We start from the raw sequence: 23,109 nt of genomic DNA on the forward strand, positions 1-23,109 counted from the left end.
GCGTGGAGATGCATCCACGTCTACATGTGCAAGCGACGAATGCGAACCGTACTGATCATCGACGACAACCCGGCCGTGGGCGAGGCGCTGTCCCTGGCGCTCTCGCTGCATGAGATCCGCCCGCTGACCGCGCTCACGCAGGAGCAAGGCCTGGCCATGCTTGAGACCGAGCGGGTGGACGTGGTGATCCAGGACATGAATTTCACCGCCGATACCACCTCGGGCGAGGAGGGCATCGCGCTGTTCCGCGAGCTGCGCCAGCGCCATCCCGACATGCCGGTGATCCTGCTCACCGCCTGGACGCATCTGGAAACCGCGGTGGAGCTGGTCAAGGCCGGCGCCGCCGACTATCTCGCCAAGCCGTGGGACGACGCCAAGCTGCTCGCCACGGTGGAAAACCTGCTGGAGCTTTCCGAATCCACCCGCGAAGTGACGCGCGCCCGCAACGAGCGCCGCAAGCGCCGTGAGGACCTGCAGCGCCGCTACGACCTCGACGGCATCGTGTTCGCCTCCGAAGCGATGGCGCGCACGCTAGACCTGGCCTGCCAGGTGGCGCGTTCGGACGTCCCGGTGCTGATCACCGGCCCCAACGGCGCCGGCAAGGAGCGCATCGCCGCCATCGTGCATGCCAATTCGGCGGTCAAGCGCGGCCAGTTCATTGCGGTGAACTGCGGCGCGCTGCCGGGCGAGCTGATCGAAGCCGAGCTGTTCGGTGCCGAAGCAGGCGCCTATACCGGTGCCAACAAGGCGCGCGAAGGGCGCTTCGAATTGGCCGACGGCGGCACGCTGTTCCTCGACGAGATCGGCAACCTGCCGTTGTCGGGCCAGGTGAAGCTGCTGCGCGTGCTGGAAACCGGCCAGTTCGAGCGCCTGGGCTCGGGCCGCACGCGCCAGGTGAAGGTGCGCGTGCTCAGCGCCACCAATGCCGATCTCAAGGCGATGATCCGCGCGGGCACCTTCCGCGAGGATCTGTACTACCGGCTCAACGTGATCGAAGTGAACCTGCCGCCGCTGGCCGATCGCGTCGACGATATCCTGCCGCTGGCCGAGTTCTTCCTCGATGGCCGTGCCGAACTGACCGACGCCGCGCGCGATTCGATGCTGGGCTATCCGTGGCCGGGCAACGTGCGCGAGTTGAAGAACTCGATCGAGCGCGCTGCGCTGCTGAGCAGCGACGGGCGCATCACGCCTGAACAGCTCAACCTGCCGCAGGTCGCCACGGCCGCGGCGCGCAATCTGGACGAGCCCAGCCGCGAGACGGTGGAAGCCGCACTGGGCAAGGCAGGCGGCGTGGTCAGCCGGGCCGCCCAGTCGCTGGGCCTGTCGCGGCAGGCGTTGTACCGCCGGATGGAGCGCTACGGTTTGGCCCAGGCGTGAGGGTAGAAGACCCCTGTGGGAGCGCACTTGTGCGCGACATAGGCCTCGCGAAAAGCCGTCGCGCACAAGTGCGCCCCAAAGACAGCCAAACCGCGGCACGATTGCCCACGCCCCCAAGCCCGAGCATGATATCGACCGTGCCGAAGGAGTCCGCCATGCGACACCGCGCCCTGCTGCTCGTCATCGGCTTGTGCTGCCTGAGCGCCGCGGCCTGGGCCCAGGTCGGCGCGCCATCCAAAGCGCCCAATCTCACCTTGCCCACCATGCCGCCCGCGGCGGCGAGCACGGTGGCGGAGGGGTATCGCGATACCCTGAGCAGCGCGGCCAGCAACGCGCAGCGCTTCAACTTCAACGACGGCAGCGGGAAGGACAGGGCGCCGCCGGACCAGTCGCCGATCCGCGTGATCATCAACAATGGCCGCGGGCCGAACGTGAACTGCGTGCCGATGGGGCCGGGTGCCGCGTGTCACTGACGGCGGCGTTGCCACAAGGAGAGGCTTGATGCGGCTGGGCCTGCGTACGCTCGAGTCGCGCATGATGCTGCTGCTGGGCTTTGCCGGCCTGTCCGGCGCCCTCATCTATGCCGGCGTCACCCAGTGGCCGTTGCCGCAAGTGCTGGTGTGGATGCGCCACGACCTGGGCATCGATCTGGGCACGCCGGCGCATTTCGGTTTCTATGGCGGCCTGATCGTATCGCTGGCGTTCCTGCTGCCGCTGTCGCTGTGGCTGGGGCATCGCGTGATGTCGCCGATCACCAAGCTGCTGCGCGCGCTGGAAGGTGCCGTGGCGAGTTATCGCGACGGCGACTTCAGCTTTTCCATCGCGGCCACGCGTCGCGATGAGTTGGGCGAGCTGATCCGCATGCACAACGCGCTGGGCCAGACCCTGCGCGAGCAGCGCCAGAACCTGGCGCAACGCGAACTGCTGCTCGATACGGTGGTGCAGAACACGCCCGTGGCGCTGGTGCTCACCGACGCCAGCGGTCGCGTCACCTATGCCAACATCGCCGCGCGCCATCTGTTCAACGAGGGACGCACGCTGCACGGCCTGAGCTTTGCCGAACTCATCAGCGACAGCCCCGAGGCGTTGCGCCGCGCGGTGGAGAGCGGCGAAGACGCGCTGCTTACGGTCGAAATGGACGGCGGCGAGGAAACCTTCCATCTTTCGCAGCGCAGTTTCCGCCTGCACGGTCGTCCGCACCGGCTGCAACTGTTCCGCCGCATGACGCGCGAGCTGTCGCGGCAGGAAGTGGCGACCTGGAAGCGCGTGATCCGCGTGATCAGCCACGAGCTCAACAATTCGCTGGCACCCATCTCCTCGCTGGCGCATTCGGGCGCGGAGCTGGCCCGTCGCGGCGATACGACGCGCCTGCCGGGCGTGTTCGCCACCATCGGCGAGCGGGCGCGGCATCTGCACGGCTTCATCGCAGGTTACGCGAGTTTCGCCAAGCTGCCCGCGCCGCAACCCACCTCGATCGAATGGAAGCCGTTCATCGAGGCCTTGTCGTTGCACTGCACGTTCCAGGTGCGCGGCTCCTTGCCGGAGCAGCCCGGCTGGTTCGACGCCGCGCAGATCGAGCAGGTGCTGATCAACCTGGTGAAGAACGCGCACGAATCGGGCAGCGCGGAAGACGGCGTGTCGCTGTCGCTGGCGGTGATCGGCCGCGACGTGCGCATCGAAGTGGCCGACCGCGGCCCCGGCATGAGCGAAACCGTGCTGGCGCAGGCCTTGCTGCCGTTCTATTCGACCAAGCGTTCGGGCACCGGCCTGGGCCTGGCGCTGGCGCGCGAGATCACCGAAGCCCATGGCGGCCGCATTGCGTTGGGCAACCGGGAAGAGGGCGGCCTGCGGGTCAGCCTGTTGCTCCCGCTGGGGCCGCGCTAGCCGATTATCCGCTGCCTGCCGGCTCGCCTATACTCGAGCCATCCTTCATGGAACGGAGATCAGGCAATGGGACAGCTTTTCGCTTTGGTAGTGATCGTGGTCGCGGTCATCGTGCTCGCCAAACTGGTGCGCATCGTGCCGCAGGGTTACGAATGGACGGTGGAGCGTTTTGGCCGTTACACGCGCACGCTGTCGCCCGGCCTGCATTTCCTGGTGCCCTTCATCTACACCATCGGGCGCAAGATGAACATGATGGAACAGGTGCTCGATGTTCCTTCGCAGGACGTGATCACCAAGGACAACGCCGTGGTGCGCGTGGACGGCGTGGTGTTCTACCAGGTGCTGGATGCGTCCAAGGCCGCCTATGAGGTGGCCAACCTGGAACAGGCCGCGCTGGCCTTGATCATGACCAATATCCGCACCGTGCTCGGTTCGATGGATCTGGACGAATCGCTCAGCCAGCGCGACGCCATCAATGCCAAGCTGCTGAAGGTGGTCGACGAAGCCACCCACCCGTGGGGCGTCAAGGTCAACCGCATCGAGATCAAGGACATCGCGCCACCGCGCGACCTGGTCGACTCGATGGCCCGCCAGATGAAGGCCGAGCGCGAGAAGCGCGCCAACATCCTCGATGCCGAGGGCTTCCGCCAGGCAGCCATCCTCAAGGCCGAAGGCGAGAAGCAGTCGGTGATCCTGGCTGCCGAAGGCGAGAAGGAAGCCGCTTTCCGCGCCGCCGAAGCGCGCGAACGCTCCGCCGAAGCGGAGGCCAAGGCGACGGCGATGGTGTCCGAGGCGATCGCCAACGGCAACGTCAACGCGCTGAACTACTTCGTCGCCACCAAGTACGTCGAAGCGCTGAAGGAAATGGCCAACTCGCCCAACCAGAAGATGCTGCTGCTGCCGATGGAATCGACCGGCATCCTCGGCTCGCTGGCGGGCATCGCCGAACTGGCCAAGGATTCGCTCAGCCAGCAGCAGGCGAGCACCACGGTTCGCCGTACACCGCCGTCGATAAGCTGAGATCGGGACGCGACCACGATGGAACAGATCGCACTTCACTATCTCTGGTGGATTCTTGCGCTGGTGCTGATCGCCATCGAAGTGATCCTGCCCGGCTATTTCATGTTGTGGATCGGCATTGCCGCCGGCATCACCGGCGTGGTGGTGCTGGTGCTGCCGGAGCTGTCGATCCTGGGACAGGCACTGGCCTTCGTGGTGCTCGCCTTCCTCTCCTGCGCGGTGTACTGGTACGGCTTGCGGCCGCGCCTGATGCGCGATGAGCCGGGCGATGCGCTGCTCAACCGCCGTGGCGAACAGAAGATCGGCCAGCGCTATGTGTTGGCGGAGGCGATCGTGCATGGGCGGGGGAAGGCGAAGGTCGGCGATGGCTTGTGGCTGGTGAGTGGGCCGGATTTGCCGGTGGGGGCGATGGTGGAGGTGGTGGGGGTTGATGGGACGACGCTGGTGGTGAAGGTGGCTGACTGAGTCGTTTTTGCTCGTCGCTCTGGTTTGCATCACTGGTTTTCGCGGTGCACCCCACGGCGCCCTCTCCCCTTCGGAGAGAGGGCTGGGGTGAGGGGCGGGTGCTCGCGATAGCGTCGTTAATCCGAGCGTTGGCTCGCTCGTACAGATACCCAATCGCCCAAGCAACACCCCTCCCGCTGACATAGCCATCCAAATCAGTTTTACTACAGGCATGTCTTTGGCCATGCCCATCATTCCCAGTCCCTCATCCGCGGCCACTGTCGCGCAGACGATCACGCGATGACTCCCCCCGCCGTCCTCAAGCCGTTGGCCCTTGCGCCCCTCAACACACGCATTGCGTTCCTGCTCGAGCTGGCGCGGCGGCTGCATCAGTACGGTACGGCGGCGCCTCGCCTGGAGGGTGCGATCTGGGGGGCGGCGCAGCGATTGGGGTTGGTGGCGGATGTATGGTCCAGTCCCACGGCCATCATCATCTCGTTCACCGACCTGACCCAGGGTGAGGACGAAGTGGCGCAGGTGACGCAGGTGATGCGTCTGGCCCCAGGGGACGTCAACCTTGGACGCCTCAGCGAGGCCGATGCCATCGCCGACAAGGTGATCGCGGGCGACATCGAATTGCGCGAAGGTTTTCGCCTGTTGCGCGAGCTGGGGCGGCCCGATACGCGGCGCGCGCAGGCGGGAGTGATCGCCAGTTACGGTCTTGCCGCCGCCAGCGTGGTGGCGCTGTTGCTGCACAGTTCTTGGGCGGACCTGGTCACGGCGGCGCTGATCGGGTTGATCATCGGCACCATCACCGTGCTGTCGGCCACGCGTCCGCGCCTGGCGGTGGCGAGCGAAGCGATCAGTGCGCTGGTCGCCACCACGATTGCCATCGTGGTGAGCCAGTTCGTGGTGCCGCTGGCGATCAAATCGGTGATCCTCGCCGGCTTGATCGTGCTCATGCCCGGCATGGCGCTCACCACGGCGGTGCGGGAAATTTCCAGTCAGCATCTGGTGGCGGGCGTGGCGCGCATGGGCGGCGCCATCGCCACGCTGATCAAACTCACCTTCGGTACCGTTGCCGCCACGCAGCTATGCAGCGCGTTCGGCATCGAAGGGCGCGATTACGCGCTGCCTCCGTTGCCGGCGTGGACGGATTATCCGGCACTGCTGGTCGGCGCCTTCGCCTTCGCCATCTCCTTCCGCGCGGCGCGCCGCGATTGGCTGGTGGTGATGGCGGCGGTGGTGCTGGGTTATCTCTCCACGCGCTGGGGTGGCGCCCTGGCCGGCAAATTGCCGGCGGCACCGTTCGGCGTGTTTCTTGGCGGATTGATCCTCAGCAGCGTGGCCAATCTCTATGCGCGCTTCGTGCATCGGCCCGGCGCCATGATTCGCGAGCCGGGCATTATCCTGCTGGTGCCGGGTAGCGTGGGGTTTCGCAGCGTGTCGTATATGTTGGAACGCGATACGACCCTGGGCATGGACAGCACCATGCTGCTGATCACCTTGCTCATTGCGTTGGTGGCAGGTTTGCTGTTTGGCGACTTGTTGATCGCGCCGCGCCGCTCGCTTTGAACAATGCCCGCCGAGTGGCGGCGCTCGCTGACAGGACGGCGCGAAAACAACGGGTACGCCGTGGCGTAATCTGTTTCAGACGAAGCGCAAACTGGTTCTTACTTGGGCTGCAACGACCACTCTGTCGAATGGAGCATGACCTTGCAGCCGGAATCGGTGGCGGAAGGGCGGCCGCGTAGCGTTCTGATCGCCGATGATCATCCGATGTTCCGGCTGGCCTTGCGCTATGCGCTGTCCGCACGCGACGGGCAGGTGGAAATCGTCGAGGCGGCGAGCCAGGCGGCGCTGGAGGCGGCCGTCATGGCGGATGCGTTCGACCTCGCCCTGCTCGATCTTGCCATGCCCGGCGTCAACGGGTTCTCCTCCCTGGTGTATCTGCGCTGCGAGCGCCCGCATATGCCGGTGATCGTCATTTCTTCCTACGAGGATCCCGGCACCGTGCACCGCGCCCGGCAGCTCGGTGCCGCCGCCTTCGTACCGAAGTCCGCCATGGTGAAGGACATCTGCCATGCGATCGAGGTGGTGCTCGTCGGCGGCACCTGGTTCCCGGCCGGCAAAGCCGATGGAGGCGGTGCGGATGCCCGGGTCCGTCGGCGCCTCACCTCCCTGACCACGCAGCAACTGCGAGTGTTGTTGTGCGTTGGCGAGGGCCTGCTCAACAAGCAGATCGCCGACGAACTGCATGTGTCGGAAAACACTGTCAAAGTCCATATCACCGCGATCCTTAAAAAACTCCAGTGCAGCACACGCACGCAGGCGGCGTTACTGACGCGCAGCCTTCTGCTGGACCCGTCGCTTGCGCCCTTGCAGATTCGCGGTGAAGGGATCGCCTGACGACGCTTTGCCTGGGGGCACGCCCCGAGCGGGTGGATCGATCATCGGTGGGCGGTCCTCGATGATCGCGCCTTGCGCGTCAAAGGGCTCGATAAAGCGCCGAACGTACGCCAAATCGTGGGGATCGTCGTGCCTGGAACGGCGACTTCGATCGTTCTTGAGGAAGGTGTATGGACGTCCAAATGGAATGCGCTTGCGGACGCGACGTCATCTGGCCGCCATGTATGTTGCAGCGCATTAGTACCAATTAATTATATGTCGTTCCGGCGTGCCATCCCTAGGATGGATGAACGCCGCGCGATTGCCTGGGGTGGGTCGCATCGCGCGTAACGCGTGATCAAGCAAGGGGGAGAAGCAATGAGTGGCAGGGAAGAGGAATGTCCGGGCATCGATGCCGTGCAGCCGTTGTCGTCCATGCAACGCCTGAAGTCGATCGTGGGTGGCTCGATTGGCAACCTGGTCGAGTACTACGACTGGTACGTCTACACGTCGTTCTCGCTGTATTTCGCCAAGGCGTTCTTTCCGCAGGGTGATGCCGTCTCGCAGGCGCTCAACGCCGCGGCCATCTTCGCGGTCGGTTTTCTCATGCGGCCCATCGGCGGCTGGTATTTCGGCCGGTACGCCGACCGGCACGGACGCCGCGCGGCGCTCATGCGCTCGATCGTATTGATGTGCGCAGGTTCGTTGCTGATTGCGCTGTGTCCGACCTACGGGACCATCGGCATCGCTGCACCCGTGCTGCTGGTCTTTGCGCGCTTGATGCAAGGCTTGAGTCTTGGCGGCGAGTACGGCAGTTCGGCGACGTATCTGTCCGAAATGGCCAGCGGAAAACGACGGGGTTTCTGGTCCAGCTTTCTCTACGTCACGCTGATCGCCGGCCAGTTGCTGGCGCTTGGTGTGCTGATCGTTCTGCAGCAATGGGTGTTCACCGAGGCCCAGCTCAAGGCCTGGGGATGGCGCATTCCCTTCGCGATTGGCGCCGTCGTGGCGGTCGTTGCGCTGTTCCTGCGCCGTAACATGTGCGAAACCGCGGCGTTCGTGAGCAACCAGGCCAAGGCGGCGCCCGTCCGCCGGCAGAGTTCGCTGGGCCTGTTGGTCAAGCATTGGCGTCCGGCACTGATCGTGGTCGGCTTGACCATGGGTGGCACGCTGGCCTTCTACACCTACACCACCTACATGTCGAAGTTCCTGGTGCTCAGTGTCGGGCTGAGCAAGGAGACGGCCACCCTGATAAACGCCGCCACGCTGTTGGTCTACATGGTGTTGCAGCCCCTGGTGGGCGGTCTCTCCGATGTCATCGGCAGGCGTCCGATCCTGATCTCGTTCGGAGTGCTCGGTGTGCTGTTGACGGTGCCGGTGCTCAGCACGCTGCGAGGCGTCACCAGTCCCTACGAGGCCTTTGCACTGATCATGCTGATGCTGGTGGTCGTGTCGGGTTACACGTCGATCAACGCGGTCGTGAAGGCTGAGCTGTTTCCCGTCGAGATACGCGCCCTCGGCGTGGGTCTCCCGTATGCATTGGCGGTCGCGATTTTCGGCGGCAGCGCGGAGACGGTCGCGCTGTGGTTCAAGCAGAGCGGCCATGAGAGCGGGTTCTACTGGTACGTCACGGCGTGCATCGGTTGCTCGCTGCTGGTTTACCTCTTCCTCCCCGATACCAAGAAGACCTCGTTGATCGAGGACTAAGCGGCACTTTTCCTTCTGCCTCTCCCGGTCCGCGCAAGCGGGCCGTGGGGAAGTGCGGCCTTTTTTTCCCCAAGTAGAGTCGAGGAGCCGGTTGATGACGAGACGAATGCGCAATGCTTTATCCCTGGCCGCGCTGCTCGGTGCGGCCGGTTCCGTCGCTGCGGCGCATGCCGCCGACGAATTGACCTGGCATGGCATCACCCTGTACGGCACGTACGACATCGGCCTCGTGCACCTGACCCATGGCGCACCGCCAAGCAAGGACTGGGGCGTTGGCACGGCTTATCTGATTGCAAAGAACAGCGACAAGCCGCAGACGACGATCGCGCCGAACGGGCTTTCGCAATCCCGCATCGGCCTTAAAGGCAAGGAGGATCTGGGCGGCGACGTCGCCTTCGTCTTCAATCTCGAAGTCGGCTTCAATCCGCAGTCGGGCCGACTTTCCGACGGCCCTGCCTCGCTCGCCTACAACAACGGTCGTCCGCTGGACAAGCAGAGGTCGGCTGGCGATGCGTCGCGTGCGGGCCAGGTCTTCAACGGCCCGGCATTCGTCGGTCTGAGTTCGAAGGAGCTCGGAACGCTGACGGCAGGACGGAACAACACGGTGTTGCTCGACAATATCGGTCGCTACGACCCAATGAACGGTTCGTATGCGTTCTCGCTGATCGGTCTTCAGGGCACCTCGGGTGGTGGCTATACACAGGATGCGAGGGCCGACAATTCGCTCAAGTACAACGGGAAATGGGACAGCCTGCGCCTGGCCGCGTTGTACCAGCTCGACCGCGGGCATGGCAGCCAGGGTACGGGCTGGCAACTCAACGCAGGCTTCGATGGGCAGGATTTCTCGGTGGATGCGGTCTACGCGAGCAAGAAGGATGGCGTGTCCGCCGCGCCGCTCAATGCCGCGCAAGCGAGGATCATGCCGCACGATTCGCTTGCCGCCGTCGTTTCGGACAACACGTCGTGGACGATCGACGGAAGCTATACAAACGGCCCTTTCAAACTGTATGCGGGCTTGGAGCGCATCGAGTATGAAAATCCCTCGCGACCGCTGCGGCCGGGCTTCACCGGTCTCGGGGGCTACACCTTCAGCGTGGTGAACAACGAGGCATTCGTGCATGCCAAACGCCTCGACGTAACCTGGTTGGGAGTGAAATACGCCATCAACAAGGATTTCGACCTTACAGGCGCCTACTATCACTACAACCAGAATGCGTACGGCAGAACGATTTGCCATGAACGCAGCGCGGGCAATTGCAGCGGTCAACTCGATGCTTATTCGGTGCGGGTGGTCTGGCACAACTTCGCCAAACGTTTCGACGCTTATACGGGCGTCATGTTCTCGCGTGTTTCCGGCGGTCTCGCCGCGGGTTATCTACACACGTCGACGATGGATCCCATGGTGGGCGTGCGTTTTCAGTTCTAAGGTTTCGCTGGGCGAGAGCCAAGGGTTTGATTTTGTCTGCCGGCGTGACGCGCAGCCCATGGCTTTCGATGAGGTGGATCGCAAGGCGTATCCGTTTTCGATCCGCTTGTTAATCCTGTAAAAAAAATCGCCCCGGCGTGGTGGCCGGGGCGATGATCTTTACTCGGTGATGGCCCGGAGGCCGATGGCGAACGCGGATTTTCGCAATTCGCCGGCAGCGATCAAATCGCCAGATCCTTTTCCTTCTTGCCTGCCTTCAGCGCATCGTTGAACCAGCGCGGGCGCTTGCCGCGGCCGGACCACACCTGCTCGGGGTCTGCCGGGTTGCGGTACTTCGGTGCCACCGTGCCGCCGCTGCGACGGGTCTTGCCGCCCTTGGCGCCGCCGAAGATATCGTCGAAGGAATAACCCTCGGCCTTGATCAGTGCGTGGATTTTCTCACGCAGTTTGACGACCTTTTCCTTGCGCAATTCCTGCTGGCGAACCTGTGCCTTGCTAATCAGCTCATTGAGCTGGTTATGGTTGAGACTCTTTAGATCAACTGCCATGCGTAACTCCCGGGATGAGTGTGACTGCCTGACTTGGGTCCTGCGACATAAGCAGTACCTCTTTTGGTTTATTGATTTTTACCGATCATTCGTTGTGTTGCAAAGCAAAAATGTTGCAAACGGTGGAAATTATGGAGATTTGATCCGCCGATAATGGGTAGTAGGGCCCAAAGCCGGTAGCGCAAGCGATCGGCGCGCCCGGTCCAGCCCAATGTCAGCGCTAGACAAAAGAACGGCCGCTCGTGCGGCCGTCTTTGTCAGGGAGTTGCCTGGCCGCTCAGCCCAGCAGCGAAAACAGCTCATCCAGCGTCACGGCGCGGGCTTCGGCTTCGTGACGGGCGCGATATTCCAGCGTGCCGGCGGCGAGGCCGCGTTCGCTCACCACCACGCGATGCGGGATGCCGATCAGTTCCATGTCCGCGAACATGGCGCCGGGGCGCAGGCCGCGATCGTCCAGCACGGTATCGATGCCGCGCGCGGCCAGCTGCTGGTAGAGCGATTCGGCGGCCTCGGCGATTTCCGGTGCGTTCTTGGGATTGATCACGCACACGGCCACGCGCCACGGTGCCATGGGCTCGGGCCAGAGGATGCCGGCGTCGTCGTGGCGCTGTTCGATGGCGGCCGCCACGATGCGGCTGACGCCAATGCCGTAGCAGCCCATCATCATCACCTGGGCCTTGCCGTTCTCGTCGAGAACGGTGGCTTTCAGCGCCTCGGCGTACTTCTTGCCCAGCTGGAAGACGTGGCCAACCTCGATGCCGCGGGCCATATGCAGCGTGCCCTTGCCGTCCGGCGAGAGATCGCCCGCGACGACCTTGCGGATGTCCTCCACGCGCGTCACGCGTGCATCGCGATCCCAGTTGGCTCCGGTGTAGTGGCTGCCGTCCTGGTTGCCGCCGCAGACGAAATCGGCGAGCACCGCCGCGTCGCGGTCGACGATCACGGGGATTTCCGCCGGCAGGCCCACCGGGCCGATAAAGCCGGGGCGGGTGCCGGTGAGGGCGAGGATCTCTTCTTCGGTGGCGAGCACCGATTCGCCGGGCATGCCTTCCAGCTTGCCGGCCTTCACTTCATTGACCTCGTGGTCGCCGCGCACGCACAGCGCGACCAGGCCGTCGCTGCCGCGAACCAGGATGGTCTTCACGCACTGCTGCGGCGTGACCTTGAGAAAGGCCGCCACCTCGTCGATGGTCTTCTGCGTGGGCGTGTCCACGCGCTTGAGCTCGGCCGAAGGGGCAGGGCGGGCGGTGGCGGGTGCCAGGGCCTCGGCCTTCTCGACGTTGGCGGCATAGTCGGACGCATCGGAGAAGACGATGGCGTCTTCGCCCGAATCGGCCAGCACCTGGAATTCATGACTGGCATTGCCGCCAATGGCGCCCGTGTCGGCCTGCACGGCGCGGAACTTCAGGCCCAGGCGCGTGAAGATGCGCTGGTAGGCCTGGTACATCGCGTCGTAGGTCTGCTGCAGCGATTCCTGCGAGAGATGGAAGGAGTACGAGTCCTTCATCAGGAACTCGCGCGCACGCATCACGCCGAAGCGCGGGCGAATCTCGTCGCGGAACTTGGTCTGGATCTGATAGAAGTTGACCGGCAGCTGCTTGTAGCTCTTGAGCTCGTTGCGCGCGAAGTCGGTGATCACTTCCTCGGCGGTCGGCGCATAGCAGAATTCCTGCTCCTTGCGATCCTTGACCTTGAGCAATTGCGGGCCGAACTTCGCCCAGCGGCCGCTTTCTTCCCACAGCTCCTGGGGCTGGATGGTGGGCATCAGCAGCTCGACAGCGCCGGCGCGGTCCATTTCCTCACGCACCACCGCTTCCACCTTGCGCAGCACGCGCAGGCCCAGCGGCGACCAGGTGTACAGGCCGGCGGCGAGCTTGCGGATCATGCCGGTGCGCAGCATCAGGCGATGGCTGGCGATTTCGGCGTCGGCAGGGACTTCCTTGACGGTGGCCAGGTGGAATTGGCTGAGGCGCATGCGAGCGGATCCGGCGAAATAAAACATCGATTATAGGGCCGGACGCACGAATCTCTGCAGTGTCCGCCCGCGGAAGCTAATCGGGCGGTCAGGCGTGTCGCGTGGTTCAGCCGTTGGGGCAGTACTGTTTGTACTGGGCTTCGGTGGCGGATTGTTGCTGTTGGCGCGCGTCACCCGTCAGTACCTGCTGTTGGCCATTCTGGCCTCCGATGACCACCGGCCCGCTGCTCTTTAGCGCATCCAGGTTGGCCTTCAGTGCCACACAGAACTTGGCGCGATTTTCCGGCGTATCGGCCATCGGCTGGTTGGAGGGCGGCGGATTGCCGTTGCTGGAAGAGTCGCCGCTGTCGCTGCTGCTGGACGGGGCTGCCGTCGCCAACGGCTCCACCGAACCCGACGTGGTGACCTTGTTGTACTTGGTGCCCTGCGGCGGAGGCGCATCGGAGTAGTGCACGGTGCCGCTGGCATCCGTCCACTTATAGGCCTGGGCGGCGACCAGGGGCGCAGCGAGCAATAGCGCGGTGGCAATCAACAGTCGACGCATGGTGGGCTCCGGGGCGCAAGGCGGCGCGTTTGTTAAGGAAAGCGAACCTGTGAGGGGGCTTTCCGGGCAACGCCCGAGGCGCCGACGGAGCCGGCCCATGCCCCCCTGTGAGGCCGTAGCATCCTTGCACCCCGTCCAGCCGGACTCAAGCGGGGGATGGTTTACACTGCGCGTATTCCGTCACGGATTGATTCATGAGCGACAGTATGCCCGTCCGCCCCCCGCGTCACCGGGGCATTTATCTGCTGCCGAACCTGTTTACGACCGGCGCGATGTTTGCGGGGTTCTACGCGATCGTGACGAGCATGGCTGGCGATTTCAGCTCCGCGGCCATTGCGGTGTTCGTGGCGGCGCTGCTGGACGGCATGGACGGTCGCGTGGCTCGCCTCACCAACACCCAGAGCGAGTTCGGCATGCAGTACGACTCGCTGTCGGACCTGGTGAGCTTTGGCCTCGCCCCGTCGCTGGTGATGTACACCTGGTCGCTGTCCACGCTGAAGGACTATGGCCCCACCTGGGGCAAGATCGGCTGGGCCGCCGCCTTCATCTACGCCGCCTGCGCGGCGTTGCGCCTGGCGCGCTTCAATACCCAGGTGGGCGTGATCGACAAGCGCTATTTCCAGGGCCTGGCCAGCCCGGCCGCCGCCGCCGTCTGCATGTCCTTCGTGTGGAGCATGGACAAGTTCGGCGTGCTGGGTGCGGAGGTCGCGTTCATCACCGTGGTGATGGCGGTCATCGTGGGTCTGCTGATGGTCAGCAATTTTCGTTATTACAGCTTCAAGTCGCTGCCGATGGGCGACCGCGTGCCGTTCCTGTGGGTGCTGATCGGCGTGCTGGTGCTGGTGCCGTTCTTCATCGATCCGCCCCGCGTGTTGTTCGTGGTATTCACGCTGTACCTGCTGTCCGGTCCGGTGATGACGCTGTGGGGACGCGCCACCCGTCGCCGGCGCCGGGGAGTGGCCTGATGGCCGCGCTCGCCCCTGCCGTTGCGCATCGCGAACGCCTGCTGCGGGCATTGGGCGTCACGCCGTGGGTGCGTCGCACCACCGTGGCCGAGCCCGTGGGTGGCGAGTCTCCCGTGGTCGATGCGATGGCGACGCTGGTGTCCGGCGAATGCATCGTCGTGCTCCCCGCCGGCTGCTCGCCGCGTGAACTCGATCTGGTCGGCCGTGCCCTGATGGCCTGCGGCGCCGCCCTGGCGCGCGCACCGCGCATCGAGGTAAGCAACGGTCAGCTGCCGGCCGCACCGGAAGCACGTGCCTACCTGGTCTTTGGCGAGGCGCAAGCGCATGCCCTGGGTCGGGAATTGCCGGCTGCGGCACTGAGTCGTGCGCATATCGTGTTGGCCGACGAACCGGCGAGCGTGCTCGCCTCGGGCGCGGGCAAACGTCGTTTATGGAATGCGCTGCGCAGCCTGCGTCGCGCGCTGGCCTCTCCCGCGGAGTAGCGCTCGCATGGTCGCCGTGGCCCGCCCTCACGCCGAAATCCGCGCCATGCGTCGCGACGACGTGCCCATGGTGGCCGCGATGGAAGCTGCCTCCTACGATTTCCCCTGGACCGCCGGCATCTTCAGCGACTGCCTGAAGGCGGGGCACCCGTGCTGGGTGATGTGGGTGGAAGGCGCAGTCGCCGGTTACGGCGTGCTCTCGGTGGCGGCCGGTGAGGCGCATGTGCTCAACGTCTGCGTCGGCCCGGATCATCGTGGGCTGGGGCTGGGCCGCTTCCTGCTCCGGCGCCTGCTCGACATCGCGCGCTGGAATGGCGCGGGGCGTGTATTCCTCGAGGTACGGCCGACCAATCCGGTGGCGCAGAGTCTTTATCGGTCGATGGGATTCGAGGAGATCGGCCGGCGGCCGAAGTATTACCCGGCAAAGGATGGTCGGGAGGATGCCATCGTGATGGCGCTGGATTTGTTGCCCTCGCCGTGAGCCTCACCCGCCCCTGAGTCGCGGTTCCAGTGCCCGCTGGCCGGCCCTTGCCGGTGCAGTTTGCGGCACACGAGGTCCTGCCGGGTGGATCACCCGCTTTCGGACAACTCTGCTATGTTTGGCCCAGGGGTGAGATTACGCTGTGGGGCGGGTGCAGCTGGTATGGACGGCTGCCTCACGACCTCCAGTTCCGTATCTCATAGGGGCTGTTTCCGGGAAGACTGAAACGAGTAGACGCGGTGGCGCCTGGCGCACCTGCACGTTCGTCGCGTGCGTGTGCTGTTCGCGCTCATCCGATCCGGGCGCAGGACATCGTGCGGAGGGGTGTCTTGCTGACAGAAGAGGGCCTCCGTCATCCAAGGATCAATGCCAATGGAAAATACAGGTACACATAATCCGTACGAGGCTCCTGCCGCGCCGTCGATGCCGCCGAGCTCTTCCGATTCGGATGCCGGTTTCGTCAAGGCAGAACGTGGCACGCGTTTCCTCGCCGTACTGCTGGACGGCCTGGTTTACGTCGGTGTGATGATTCCCTTTTTCATCGCGGTCGCGGTCAGCGGCGGTTTCAAGCGTTCGACAGGCAATGGCGGCATGTTCGCCGCGATCATGGGTATCGGCGCATTGGCCTTCCTTTGCCTGTTCATCTACAACCTGGTGCTGCTCAACCGCGAAGGGCAGACCCTGGGCAAACGCTGGATGAAGGTGCGGATCGTGCGTTCCAACGGCGAGCGCGCCGGCCTGGGGCGCATCTTCTGGTTGCGCATGTTCGCGCCGGGGATCATCACCCGCATTCCGCTGGTAGGCGTGATCTTCGCCATTGCGGACCCGCTTTTCATCTTCGGCGAAGAACGTCGCTGCGTGCATGACCTTATGGCCGATACCATCGTCGTCAACGCCTGATGCTCGATACCTTTCGCGAAGTCGTTACTCCTGAAGGGGTGGTCCTGCAATTGCGGGCTGCCGGGCCCGTGCCACGCGCGCTGGCCTGGCTGATCGACGTGGCGATACGCATGGGCGTGCTGGTGGCGGCGGGTTCGGTGTTTGCGGTGCTGGGCAGGGCGGGCGCGGGCTTCTACCTGATCGCCCTGTTCCTGGTCTGGTGGTTTTACCCCGTTGTGTTCGAAGTCCTGTGGAAGGGCTGTACGCCGGGCAAGCGCGCGCTGAATTTGCGGGTGATTTCCGGCAACGGCGGACCGCTGGGATGGCAGGCGGCCTTTACCCGCGACCTGCTGCGAGTGGTCGACATGCTGCCGCTTTTCTATGCCACGGGATTGGTGTCGTGCCTGCTCGATCCCTGGGGACGCCGGCTCGGCGACATGGTCGCCAATACGCTGGTGGTGCACGATGCTCCGCCGCGTGCACTGGTGGAGGCAACTGCCGCTCCCCCGATTGCCTCGACGGTGGTTCTGCGCCAGCACGAGCAGGCCGCCCTGATCGCTTTTGCCGAGCGGGGACCGCGGCAAAGCCTGGCGCGGCAGATCGAATTGGCCAATCTGGCCGAACCGTTGACGGGTTTGCGCGGCGAAGCCGGCGTGCATCAACTCTACGGCCTCGCCAACGGCCTGTTGGGCCGGAACGAATAGGGCGAACGCAGGGACGCGGCCAGATGAAGCAGGAGCTTTTTGTCCAACGCTACCGGCACGAATGGGATGCTTTCGAGCACTGGTTGAACGTGCGCGGCGAAAGCGCCAAGGACGCCCGATCGACGCGACGCCAATGGCACGGCCTGGGCGACACGGAAATACCCGCGCGTTTTCGCCGCTTGTGCCAGCAACTCGCCTTGGCCCGGCGCCGCGGTTACAGCCCGGTGCTGGTCGAGCGCCTGCAGCTGCTGATGCAGCGAGGCCACACGTTGTTGTATCGCACGCCGGCGCCCCGCTGGCGGCGGCTGGCCATGTTCCTGCTGGCCGGATTCCCGCGGCTGGTGCGCGAGGAACGGTTTTGCATGACGCTGTCGGCGCTGTTGTTCTGGCTGCCGCTGGCGGCGATTTTCATCGCCACGCAGTACCGGCCGGAACTTTCCTCGGCCTTGTTCGATGCCTCCACGCTGCATAAATTCGAAGCCATGTACGACCCGCACGACGCGGCGCATGCGCTGGGGCGCGGCAGCGAAACCGATCTGGCGATGTTCGGGTTCTATATCTGGAACAACATCAGCATCGGCTTCAAGACCTTCGCCAGCGGACTGGTGGCCGGCATTGGCGCCGTCATCGTGCTGCTCACCAATGGCGTGATGATCGGTGGCGTCGCCGGGCATCTGCAGGCGATCGGTTCCGGGGATCCGTTCTGGCGCTTCGTGGCCGGACATTCCCCTTTCGAGCTGACCGCCATCGTGATTGCCGGCGGTGCGGGGCTGCGCCTGGGCCTGAACCTGATGGCTCCGGGTCAGCGCCGCCGCGTGGATGCATTGATCGATGGTGGACGCCGCGGCGCTTTGCTTTGCGCAGGCGTGCTGGTCATGTTGCTCATTGCAGCCTTCATCGAAGCGTTCTGGTCGTCGATCGGATGGATGCCGGCCGGGGTCAAATACAGCGTGTCGGCGCTGTTGTGGCTATCGGTGGGATGGTGGTTGTGGCGCGGTGGGCGCAACGCTGCCTTTGATGGCACGGCTGGCGAAGGTGCGACACGGTGAAGATTGACACGCTCACCGTCACCCTGCGTCCGCGCACGTCGTGGGAGGCGATCGAACTCGGCATGGCGCTGACACGGCACCACGCCAGGCTCATTTACGGCGCCTGGCTGCTCCTTACGCTGCCTGCCCTGCTGCTGGCCAACGCGATCGGCTGGGCGTTGCATAGCCTGTGGGCGGCAGGGTTGCTGTTGTGGTGGTTGAAGCCGCTGTTCGATCGGGTGCCCCTGTACGTGCTTTCGCGCGCCGCCTTCGGCGACATCCCGTCGCTTGGGCAAACCCTGCGGGCGCAGCGCCAGTGGGGCGGCAAATGGATGTGGTCGTACCTGATCTGGCGGCGCCTGGGTCCGGTGCGTGCCTTGTATCTCCCGGTCGACCTGCTGGAGGGCAGCACCGCCGAGCGGGCCCGCGCCCGACGGCAGGTGGTGAGTTCGTCCATCTATGGCGTGAGCCTGATGCTCACCCTGATGTGCAGCGTGTTCGGTCTCGTGTTGCAGTTGGGGTTGTTGGGACTGGTGCTGATCTTCATCCCCAACATCTACCTGCCTGGCGTGTTCGAGCACGTCAGCGCCGCGGTGAAAGCCTCGCCCTGGTGGTTCTCGCTGATCGCCAACGTGGCCTCCTGGTTGGTCATGACCGCCGTCGAGCCGTTCTATATCGGGGCGGGATTCGGGCTGTACATCAACCGGCGCACGCAGCTCGAAGCGTGGGACATTGAGCTTAACTTCCGACGTCTGCGCGCGCGCCTGACGCAGGCTGCTTCCGCGCTGGCGTGTTTGCTCGCACTCGGTCTCGCCGTCGTGCCGCAGGCAGGTCACGCCGCGGCTGCACGCACCTGCGCCGCGCAGATGGCGCAGCAGGCCGCCCACGACGAGGATGCACCCGCCGAAACGAAGCCGTTGGTCGCCGAGCCAGAGAGCGTGCAGCACATCTTTGGCGATCAACCAGTCGGTGGAACCTCGTTCCGTCGTGCCGTCGAACAAGCGTATGCCGACCCTTCGCTCAGCCCCAAGCACAAGCTCGTCAGCTGGAAACAGCGTCATCCGGTGCCTGAGAAAGAACTCGACCCAACCTATCGTGGACTCGATCTGTCGGGACTCGGCAACCTGATCGCCGTGATCGGCAAATTCGCCTTGTGGGGCCTGCTGGCTGCGCTGGTGATCACGCTGGCGCTTACTGCCAGGCGCTGGCTGCCATGGTTCTCCGAAGTCGCGGCGCGCGCCAAGGCGACCGATGATGAAAATGTGCAGCGCAGCGAAGTGACCGAGCAGGCTTCGTTGCCCGACGATGTGCCCGAGGCGATTCGTCAGCTCTGGTACGCCGGGCGTCAACGCGAGGCGCTCGCCATGCTCTATCGCGCCGCGGTCGAAGCCATGGTGACGCAGACGCGCACCATGCTCGTGCCTGGCGCAACGGAGGCCCAGTGTCTGCGCGCGTCACGCCAACTGGCGGAGCGTGAGGATCGCGACGCCTTCGCTCGCGTCGTGCGCGTATGGCAGTACGCCGCCTACGCGCAGGTCTTTCCTTCCACCGATGCGTTCGAATCGCTGCTGAGCGGGTTGAAGCAGCGCTTCGTATGGCGCTCCATCACCAGCGCCGCGCACGGAGTGGCCGTCCGATGATGCGTGTTCGCATACCTTGGTGGGGCTGGGCCGGTGCGTTGCTGGCGGTGGTGTTGGCATTCGGATTCGTCGCCTGGTGGCGAGCGAACTATGAGCGGGTCGAAACCGTCGTCGACAAGCCGCGTTCGGGCGAGGCGCTTAGCAATCCGCTGTATGCGTTGAAGTTGTCCTTGCGCGCCGATCACGTGCAGGTGGTGGATGGCTCAGCGCCGGTATGGGACGAGCGTCACGCCTTGGGCGACAAGGACACCGTGCTCGTGTTCAATGATTCGAGCAGCCTGTCCGATGCCCAGCTGCGGCGTCTGCTGGACTGGGTGGAACGCGGCGGGCATCTGCTGCTGGTCGCCCCCGCCTTTTCGCTAACCCAGTCGCCGCTGACCGCCAGCCTGCACATCTTTCCCGGCAGCGCCGGTACCTGCATGATCCTGCGCGGGGAAGGCAAGGAATCCTCGCGGCTGTTCTGCGGCGGCCGACGCTTCACGTTGAAGCACGCACAGGCTGCTCCCGTGTTGAACTGGCAGGATGTTCCCAAGCGCAATGAAGCGTACCGCAGCGTATATATGCGCCTGGCCCGCGGCAAGGGCGTGGTGGATGTGGTGTCGGATTTCGAGTTTCTGAATACCTATTCGCTCAACCAGCCGTTGAATGCGGAGTTCGTTCGCCAGCTGTTGGCACCGAACTATGGTGCGGGCACCACCTATCTGGTTCGCGATCTGGCGATGCCCTCGTTCTGGGGCGAGCTGTGGCGTGAGTACTGGATGGCGTGGGTGCCGTTGCTGCTCGCACTGCTGGGCTGGCTGTGGCAACGCATGCAGCGGTTCGGGCCGCTCTTGCCGGCACTGAACACAGAGCGCCGTTCCCTGCTCGAGCATATCGAGGCCAGCGGCCAGCACACCTATCGCTATGGCTATGCGAACCGTCTGTACGACGCGGTACGCCACGCTTTTCTCAGCCGCCTGCGTGCACGCGATCCGCAGACGGCGGCCCTCCCCGTGCCGCTGCAGGCGCAATGGCTGGCCGAGCGCTGCGGCGAGTCCGCCGACCAGATCCACGATGCGCTGGAGGCGGCGCGCATACACGAGCCCGCACAATTCCGCAGCAGCGTGGCGCTACTGATCCGTCTGCGCAATCAATTGCGTTGAATCCAGCCGATTTCATCCGAGCATTGACCTATGAATCTCGACATCCAACAGCCTCTCATCCCCTTCACCGGCGCCGACCTGACCGAGCGCGTGGCCGCCGTGCGCGACGAGGTTGGCAAGGTTTTCATCGGGCAGCCCGAGGTGCTCGAGCAGATCCTGATCGCGTTGCTGGCGGGCGGCCACGTGCTGATCGAAGGCGTTCCCGGCCTCGGCAAGACCCTGCTGGTGCGTGCCTTGTCGCGCGCGCTCGACTGCGGCTATGCGCGTGTGCAGTTCACGCCCGACCTGATGCCCAGCGACATCAGCGGCCATGCCGTGTGGGATCCGAAGACCGAAGCCTTCAACATACGGCGCGGTCCGGTCTTCACCAACCTGCTGCTGGCCGACGAGATCAATCGCGCGCCGGCCAAAACCCAGTCGGCATTGCTGGAAGCGATGGCCGAGCTGCAGGTGACCATCGAGGGAGAGAGCGTGTCGCTGCCGCCCCCGTTCCTGACCCTGGCCACCCAGAATCCGGTCGAACAGGAAGGCACCTATCCGCTGCCCGAAGCGCAGCTTGATCGCTTCCTGCTCAAGGTGCTGATCGGCTATCCCTCGCACAAAGACGAGAAGCGCATGGTGACAATGGTCAGCCAGGGCAGCGCGTCCGAATTCGATCTCTCGCAGATCCGGCAAGTGGCGCGGCCGGAGGAGATCGTGGCCATGCAGCTGGGCACGGCGCAGACCGCGATGGACGACGCGGTGATCGATTACGCCGTGCGCATCGTCGCGGCCACGCGCAAGCATCCGGGCATCGCCATGGGCGCCGGTCCGCGCGGCAGCCTCGCACTGGTGCGCGCCGCACGCGCCCAGGCGGTCCTGGCCGGCCGCGACTTCGTCACCCCGGACGACGTGCGCGAAATCGCCAAGCCCGCCTTGCGCCATCGCATCGCGCTGGCACCGGAGCTGCAGATCGAGGGACAGACGACCGACGCCGTGCTGCATGCGCTGCTGGCGAAGGTGGAAGCGCCCCGCAAGTGATGCAGCCGAGGATCGACCGATGAATGCCGCCACCCCTCGGGCCTCGATGCGCCGGCGGAGCCTGCCGCGTCCTTCGCCCTGGGCGTTGGCGTGGCTGGCGTTGTGGGCGGTGCTCGGTGTCGCGGTGGGCCTGGATCTGTCCGCGGCAGAGCTCTGGCTCTTCGCGGGCGGTTCCCTGCTGCTGGTACTTGTGCTGGATGCGGTGCGCCTGATGCGAAGCGCCGGGCCGGAGATCCGGCGCGAGCTGGCCGACACCTGGCCGATGGGCGTGGAACGGCCGGTGCGATTGAGCCTGCAGAGCGGCACGCGCCGGCAACGGCTGGACGTATTCGATCTGCATCCGGGCAGTTGGAACGTGCGCGGGCTGCCACGGCATTTGCAGCTCGAGCGTGGCGAGCTGGCGTCATTCGATTACCACCTGCGTGCGAATGCGCGCGGAGATTTTTCTTTCGATGGCATGCACGTGCGCCTGCATTCGCCGTGGCGGCTGTGGCGGCAGCTTCGAACGGTCGGTGCGTCACAGGTCGTGCGCGTCTTTCCCAACTTCGCGCCCCTGGCCAAGTTCGCCATGTTCAGCGCGGACCAGGCCTCTCGCATGGTGGGAGCGCACGTCAAACGCCGGCGCGGCGAAGGCACCGATTTCCATCAGATGCGCGAGTATCGCGTGGGCGACAGTCTGCGCCAGATCGACTGGAAAGCGTCGTCGCGCGTGCGCCGCCTCATCTCGCGCGAGTACCAGGATGAAAAGAACCAGCAGCTGATCCTGCTGCTCGACACCGGGCGACGGCTGATGGCGCGCGAAGAAGGGCGTGCGCATTTCGACCATGTGCTCGATGCGGCCCTGGTCGTCGCCTATCTCGCCTTGCGGCAGGGCGATGCGGTGGGCCTGCTGGCCAGCGGCGGCGCCACCTCGTGGGTCCCTCCGCGGCGTGGCGTTGCAGCCATCGACGAATTGCTGCGCGCCAGCTATGCGCTGCAGCCGCAGCCTGTCGCGACGGACTTTCTTGCCTCGGCGACCGAGCTGTTCCTGCGCCAGCGCAGGCGCTCGCTGGTCATGCTGGTGACCAACCTGCGCGATGAAGACATGGACGACCTGCTGGCCGCCGTGGACATGCTGCGTGGGCGCCACCTGGTATGCGTGGCAAGCCTGCGCGAATCGGCGCTGGACAGCGCATTGGCCCAGCCGGTGAACGATCTGGACGCCGCCATCCGCGCCGGTTCGATCGCGCAATACCTGGAGCAACGCCGTGTGGCGCATGACGCGCTGCGCAGCCACGGAGTGATGGTCCTGGACGTGACGTGCGACCAGCTGGCGGGGTCGCTGGTTGAGAAATACCTGTCCGTGAAGCGCGACGGGTTGTTGTGAAATCTGGAGGTCGCTCCGGATGACGCGACTTAGGGCGCCTCACTAACCAAAAGCTATTGTGGGAGCGCACTTGTGCGCGACAAGCCGAC

22 protein-coding genes are annotated in these 23,109 nt (G+C 64.8%); 19 read left to right on the forward strand and 3 right to left on the reverse strand.

Translation table 11 applies throughout. The features are described 5' to 3' along the window. The first annotated feature begins 39 nt into the window (after positions 1-39). The 9 genes from ISP20_RS04865 (at position 40) to ISP20_RS04905 (ending at position 10,246) form a co-directional block, all read left to right on the forward strand. Positions 40-1,377 (forward strand): sigma-54-dependent transcriptional regulator, encoded by a 1,338-nt coding sequence (locus ISP20_RS04865; protein ID WP_204634968.1) that lies wholly within the window; start codon positions 40-42, stop codon positions 1,375-1,377. 155 nt (positions 1,378-1,532) lie between these two features. Then, positions 1,533-1,850 (forward strand): hypothetical protein, encoded by a 318-nt coding sequence (locus ISP20_RS04870; RefSeq protein ID WP_204634969.1) that lies wholly within the window; start codon positions 1,533-1,535, stop codon positions 1,848-1,850. A gap of 28 nt (positions 1,851-1,878) precedes the next feature. After that, positions 1,879-3,261: a sensor histidine kinase gene (locus tag ISP20_RS04875; RefSeq protein ID WP_204634970.1), complete on the forward strand. Its 1,383-nt coding sequence runs from the start codon at positions 1,879-1,881 to the stop codon at positions 3,259-3,261. A 66-nt stretch (positions 3,262-3,327) separates the two neighbouring features. Next, positions 3,328-4,281, forward strand: a complete 954-nt coding sequence (locus tag ISP20_RS04880) for an SPFH domain-containing protein (protein ID WP_204634971.1) — start codon at positions 3,328-3,330, stop codon at positions 4,279-4,281. A gap of 18 nt (positions 4,282-4,299) precedes the next feature. Next, positions 4,300-4,746: an NfeD family protein gene (locus ISP20_RS04885; protein WP_204634972.1), complete on the forward strand. Its 447-nt coding sequence runs from the start codon at positions 4,300-4,302 to the stop codon at positions 4,744-4,746. A gap of 279 nt (positions 4,747-5,025) precedes the next feature. Beyond that, the gene (locus tag ISP20_RS04890) at positions 5,026-6,300 is read left to right on the forward strand and encodes a threonine/serine exporter family protein (RefSeq protein WP_204634973.1); all 1,275 of its coding nucleotides are present in this window, start codon (positions 5,026-5,028) and stop codon (positions 6,298-6,300) included. 135 nt (positions 6,301-6,435) lie between these two features. Next, positions 6,436-7,134: a response regulator transcription factor gene (locus ISP20_RS04895; protein ID WP_204634974.1), complete on the forward strand. Its 699-nt coding sequence runs from the start codon at positions 6,436-6,438 to the stop codon at positions 7,132-7,134. A gap of 357 nt (positions 7,135-7,491) precedes the next feature. Next, entirely contained in the window at positions 7,492-8,820 is a 1,329-nt protein-coding gene (locus ISP20_RS04900; RefSeq protein WP_204634975.1) for an MFS transporter, read from the forward strand. Positions 8,821-8,872: 52 nt separating this feature from the next. Next, positions 8,873-10,246, forward strand: coding sequence for a porin (locus ISP20_RS04905; RefSeq protein WP_338030966.1), 1,374 nt, complete (start codon positions 8,873-8,875; stop codon positions 10,244-10,246). A gap of 221 nt (positions 10,247-10,467) precedes the next feature. Here ISP20_RS04905 and ISP20_RS04910 read toward each other — a convergent pair whose 3' ends face one another. From ISP20_RS04910 to ISP20_RS04920, 3 genes are all read right to left on the reverse strand, one after another. After that, positions 10,468-10,794, reverse strand: coding sequence for an H-NS histone family protein (locus ISP20_RS04910; protein WP_204634976.1), 327 nt, complete (start codon positions 10,792-10,794; stop codon positions 10,468-10,470). Between the two features lie 277 nt (positions 10,795-11,071). Then, positions 11,072-12,769, reverse strand: a complete 1,698-nt coding sequence (locus ISP20_RS04915; protein WP_204634977.1) for a proline--tRNA ligase — start codon at positions 12,767-12,769, stop codon at positions 11,072-11,074. Between the two features lie 106 nt (positions 12,770-12,875). Next, positions 12,876-13,313: a DUF4124 domain-containing protein gene (locus ISP20_RS04920; RefSeq protein ID WP_204634978.1), complete on the reverse strand. Its 438-nt coding sequence runs from the start codon at positions 13,311-13,313 to the stop codon at positions 12,876-12,878. A 194-nt stretch (positions 13,314-13,507) separates the two neighbouring features. Between ISP20_RS04920 and pssA the strand changes: the two genes are divergently transcribed. The 10 genes from pssA to ISP20_RS04970 all read left to right on the forward strand — a co-directional run bounded on the left by pssA (position 13,508) and on the right by ISP20_RS04970 (position 23,020). After that, positions 13,508-14,278 (forward strand): CDP-diacylglycerol--serine O-phosphatidyltransferase, encoded by a 771-nt coding sequence (gene pssA / locus ISP20_RS04925; RefSeq protein WP_204634979.1) that lies wholly within the window; start codon positions 13,508-13,510, stop codon positions 14,276-14,278. Next, complete coding sequence (locus ISP20_RS04930; protein ID WP_204634980.1) at positions 14,278-14,760, forward strand: hypothetical protein; 483 nt, start codon at positions 14,278-14,280, stop codon at positions 14,758-14,760. The genes pssA and ISP20_RS04930 overlap by 1 nt, the downstream gene beginning before the upstream one ends. Before the next feature lie 7 nt (positions 14,761-14,767). Continuing rightward, positions 14,768-15,241 carry a ribosomal protein S18-alanine N-acetyltransferase gene (gene rimI / locus ISP20_RS04935; RefSeq protein ID WP_204634981.1) on the forward strand — a complete coding sequence of 158 codons (474 nt, stop codon included), beginning with the start codon at positions 14,768-14,770 and terminating at the stop codon, positions 15,239-15,241. Positions 15,242-15,613: 372 nt separating this feature from the next. Continuing rightward, complete coding sequence (locus tag ISP20_RS04940; RefSeq protein ID WP_204634982.1) at positions 15,614-16,141, forward strand: RDD family protein; 528 nt, start codon at positions 15,614-15,616, stop codon at positions 16,139-16,141. Next, on the forward strand, positions 16,141-16,824 hold the full coding sequence (locus tag ISP20_RS04945) for an RDD family protein (RefSeq protein ID WP_204634983.1): 684 nt from the start codon (positions 16,141-16,143) through the stop codon (positions 16,822-16,824). The genes ISP20_RS04940 and ISP20_RS04945 overlap by 1 nt, the downstream gene beginning before the upstream one ends. A 23-nt stretch (positions 16,825-16,847) precedes the next feature. After that, a complete protein-coding gene (locus ISP20_RS04950) occupies positions 16,848-17,873 on the forward strand; it encodes a stage II sporulation protein M (protein ID WP_204634984.1) in 1,026 nt (341 codons plus the stop codon). Then, complete coding sequence (locus ISP20_RS04955; RefSeq protein WP_204634985.1) at positions 17,870-19,492, forward strand: DUF4129 domain-containing protein; 1,623 nt, start codon at positions 17,870-17,872, stop codon at positions 19,490-19,492. Before ISP20_RS04950 ends, ISP20_RS04955 begins: the two co-directional genes overlap by 4 nt. After that, positions 19,489-20,634 (forward strand): DUF4350 domain-containing protein, encoded by a 1,146-nt coding sequence (locus ISP20_RS04960; RefSeq protein WP_204634986.1) that lies wholly within the window; start codon positions 19,489-19,491, stop codon positions 20,632-20,634. Before ISP20_RS04955 ends, ISP20_RS04960 begins: the two co-directional genes overlap by 4 nt. Before the next feature lie 30 nt (positions 20,635-20,664). Then, positions 20,665-21,654, forward strand: coding sequence for an AAA family ATPase (locus ISP20_RS04965; RefSeq protein ID WP_204634987.1), 990 nt, complete (start codon positions 20,665-20,667; stop codon positions 21,652-21,654). A 19-nt stretch (positions 21,655-21,673) separates the two neighbouring features. Next, positions 21,674-23,020: a DUF58 domain-containing protein gene (locus ISP20_RS04970; RefSeq protein WP_239535358.1), complete on the forward strand. Its 1,347-nt coding sequence runs from the start codon at positions 21,674-21,676 to the stop codon at positions 23,018-23,020. The last annotated feature ends 89 nt before the right edge of the window (positions 23,021-23,109 follow it).

Origin of the sequence: Dyella kyungheensis, from assembly GCF_016905005.1 — a bacterium.
GTDB lineage: Bacteria > Pseudomonadota > Gammaproteobacteria > Xanthomonadales > Rhodanobacteraceae > Dyella > Dyella kyungheensis.

What these genes read in the sequence shown, in the direction of transcription:
- ISP20_RS04865 (WP_204634968.1), top strand. Translation starts at nt 40, where the DNA reads ATGCGAACCGTACTGATCATCGACGACAACCCGGCCGTGGGCGAGGCG.
- ISP20_RS04870 (WP_204634969.1), top strand. Translation starts at nt 1,533, where the DNA reads ATGCGACACCGCGCCCTGCTGCTCGTCATCGGCTTGTGCTGCCTGAGC.
- ISP20_RS04875 (WP_204634970.1), top strand. Translation starts at nt 1,879, where the DNA reads ATGCGGCTGGGCCTGCGTACGCTCGAGTCGCGCATGATGCTGCTGCTG.
- ISP20_RS04880 (WP_204634971.1), top strand. Translation starts at nt 3,328, where the DNA reads ATGGGACAGCTTTTCGCTTTGGTAGTGATCGTGGTCGCGGTCATCGTG.
- ISP20_RS04885 (WP_204634972.1), top strand. Translation starts at nt 4,300, where the DNA reads ATGGAACAGATCGCACTTCACTATCTCTGGTGGATTCTTGCGCTGGTG.
- ISP20_RS04890 (WP_204634973.1), top strand. Translation starts at nt 5,026, where the DNA reads ATGACTCCCCCCGCCGTCCTCAAGCCGTTGGCCCTTGCGCCCCTCAAC.
- ISP20_RS04895 (WP_204634974.1), top strand. Translation starts at nt 6,436, where the DNA reads ATGACCTTGCAGCCGGAATCGGTGGCGGAAGGGCGGCCGCGTAGCGTT.
- ISP20_RS04900 (WP_204634975.1), top strand. Translation starts at nt 7,492, where the DNA reads ATGAGTGGCAGGGAAGAGGAATGTCCGGGCATCGATGCCGTGCAGCCG.
- ISP20_RS04910 (WP_204634976.1), bottom strand. Translation starts at nt 10,794, where the DNA reads ATGGCAGTTGATCTAAAGAGTCTCAACCATAACCAGCTCAATGAGCTG.
- ISP20_RS04915 (WP_204634977.1), bottom strand. Translation starts at nt 12,769, where the DNA reads ATGCGCCTCAGCCAATTCCACCTGGCCACCGTCAAGGAAGTCCCTGCC.
- ISP20_RS04920 (WP_204634978.1), bottom strand. Translation starts at nt 13,313, where the DNA reads ATGCGTCGACTGTTGATTGCCACCGCGCTATTGCTCGCTGCGCCCCTG.
- pssA (WP_204634979.1), top strand. Translation starts at nt 13,508, where the DNA reads ATGAGCGACAGTATGCCCGTCCGCCCCCCGCGTCACCGGGGCATTTAT.
- ISP20_RS04930 (WP_204634980.1), top strand. Translation starts at nt 14,278, where the DNA reads ATGGCCGCGCTCGCCCCTGCCGTTGCGCATCGCGAACGCCTGCTGCGG.
- rimI (WP_204634981.1), top strand. Translation starts at nt 14,768, where the DNA reads ATGGTCGCCGTGGCCCGCCCTCACGCCGAAATCCGCGCCATGCGTCGC.
- ISP20_RS04940 (WP_204634982.1), top strand. Translation starts at nt 15,614, where the DNA reads ATGGAAAATACAGGTACACATAATCCGTACGAGGCTCCTGCCGCGCCG.
- ISP20_RS04945 (WP_204634983.1), top strand. Translation starts at nt 16,141, where the DNA reads ATGCTCGATACCTTTCGCGAAGTCGTTACTCCTGAAGGGGTGGTCCTG.
- ISP20_RS04950 (WP_204634984.1), top strand. Translation starts at nt 16,848, where the DNA reads ATGAAGCAGGAGCTTTTTGTCCAACGCTACCGGCACGAATGGGATGCT.
- ISP20_RS04960 (WP_204634986.1), top strand. Translation starts at nt 19,489, where the DNA reads ATGATGCGTGTTCGCATACCTTGGTGGGGCTGGGCCGGTGCGTTGCTG.
- ISP20_RS04965 (WP_204634987.1), top strand. Translation starts at nt 20,665, where the DNA reads ATGAATCTCGACATCCAACAGCCTCTCATCCCCTTCACCGGCGCCGAC.
- ISP20_RS04970 (WP_239535358.1), top strand. Translation starts at nt 21,674, where the DNA reads ATGAATGCCGCCACCCCTCGGGCCTCGATGCGCCGGCGGAGCCTGCCG.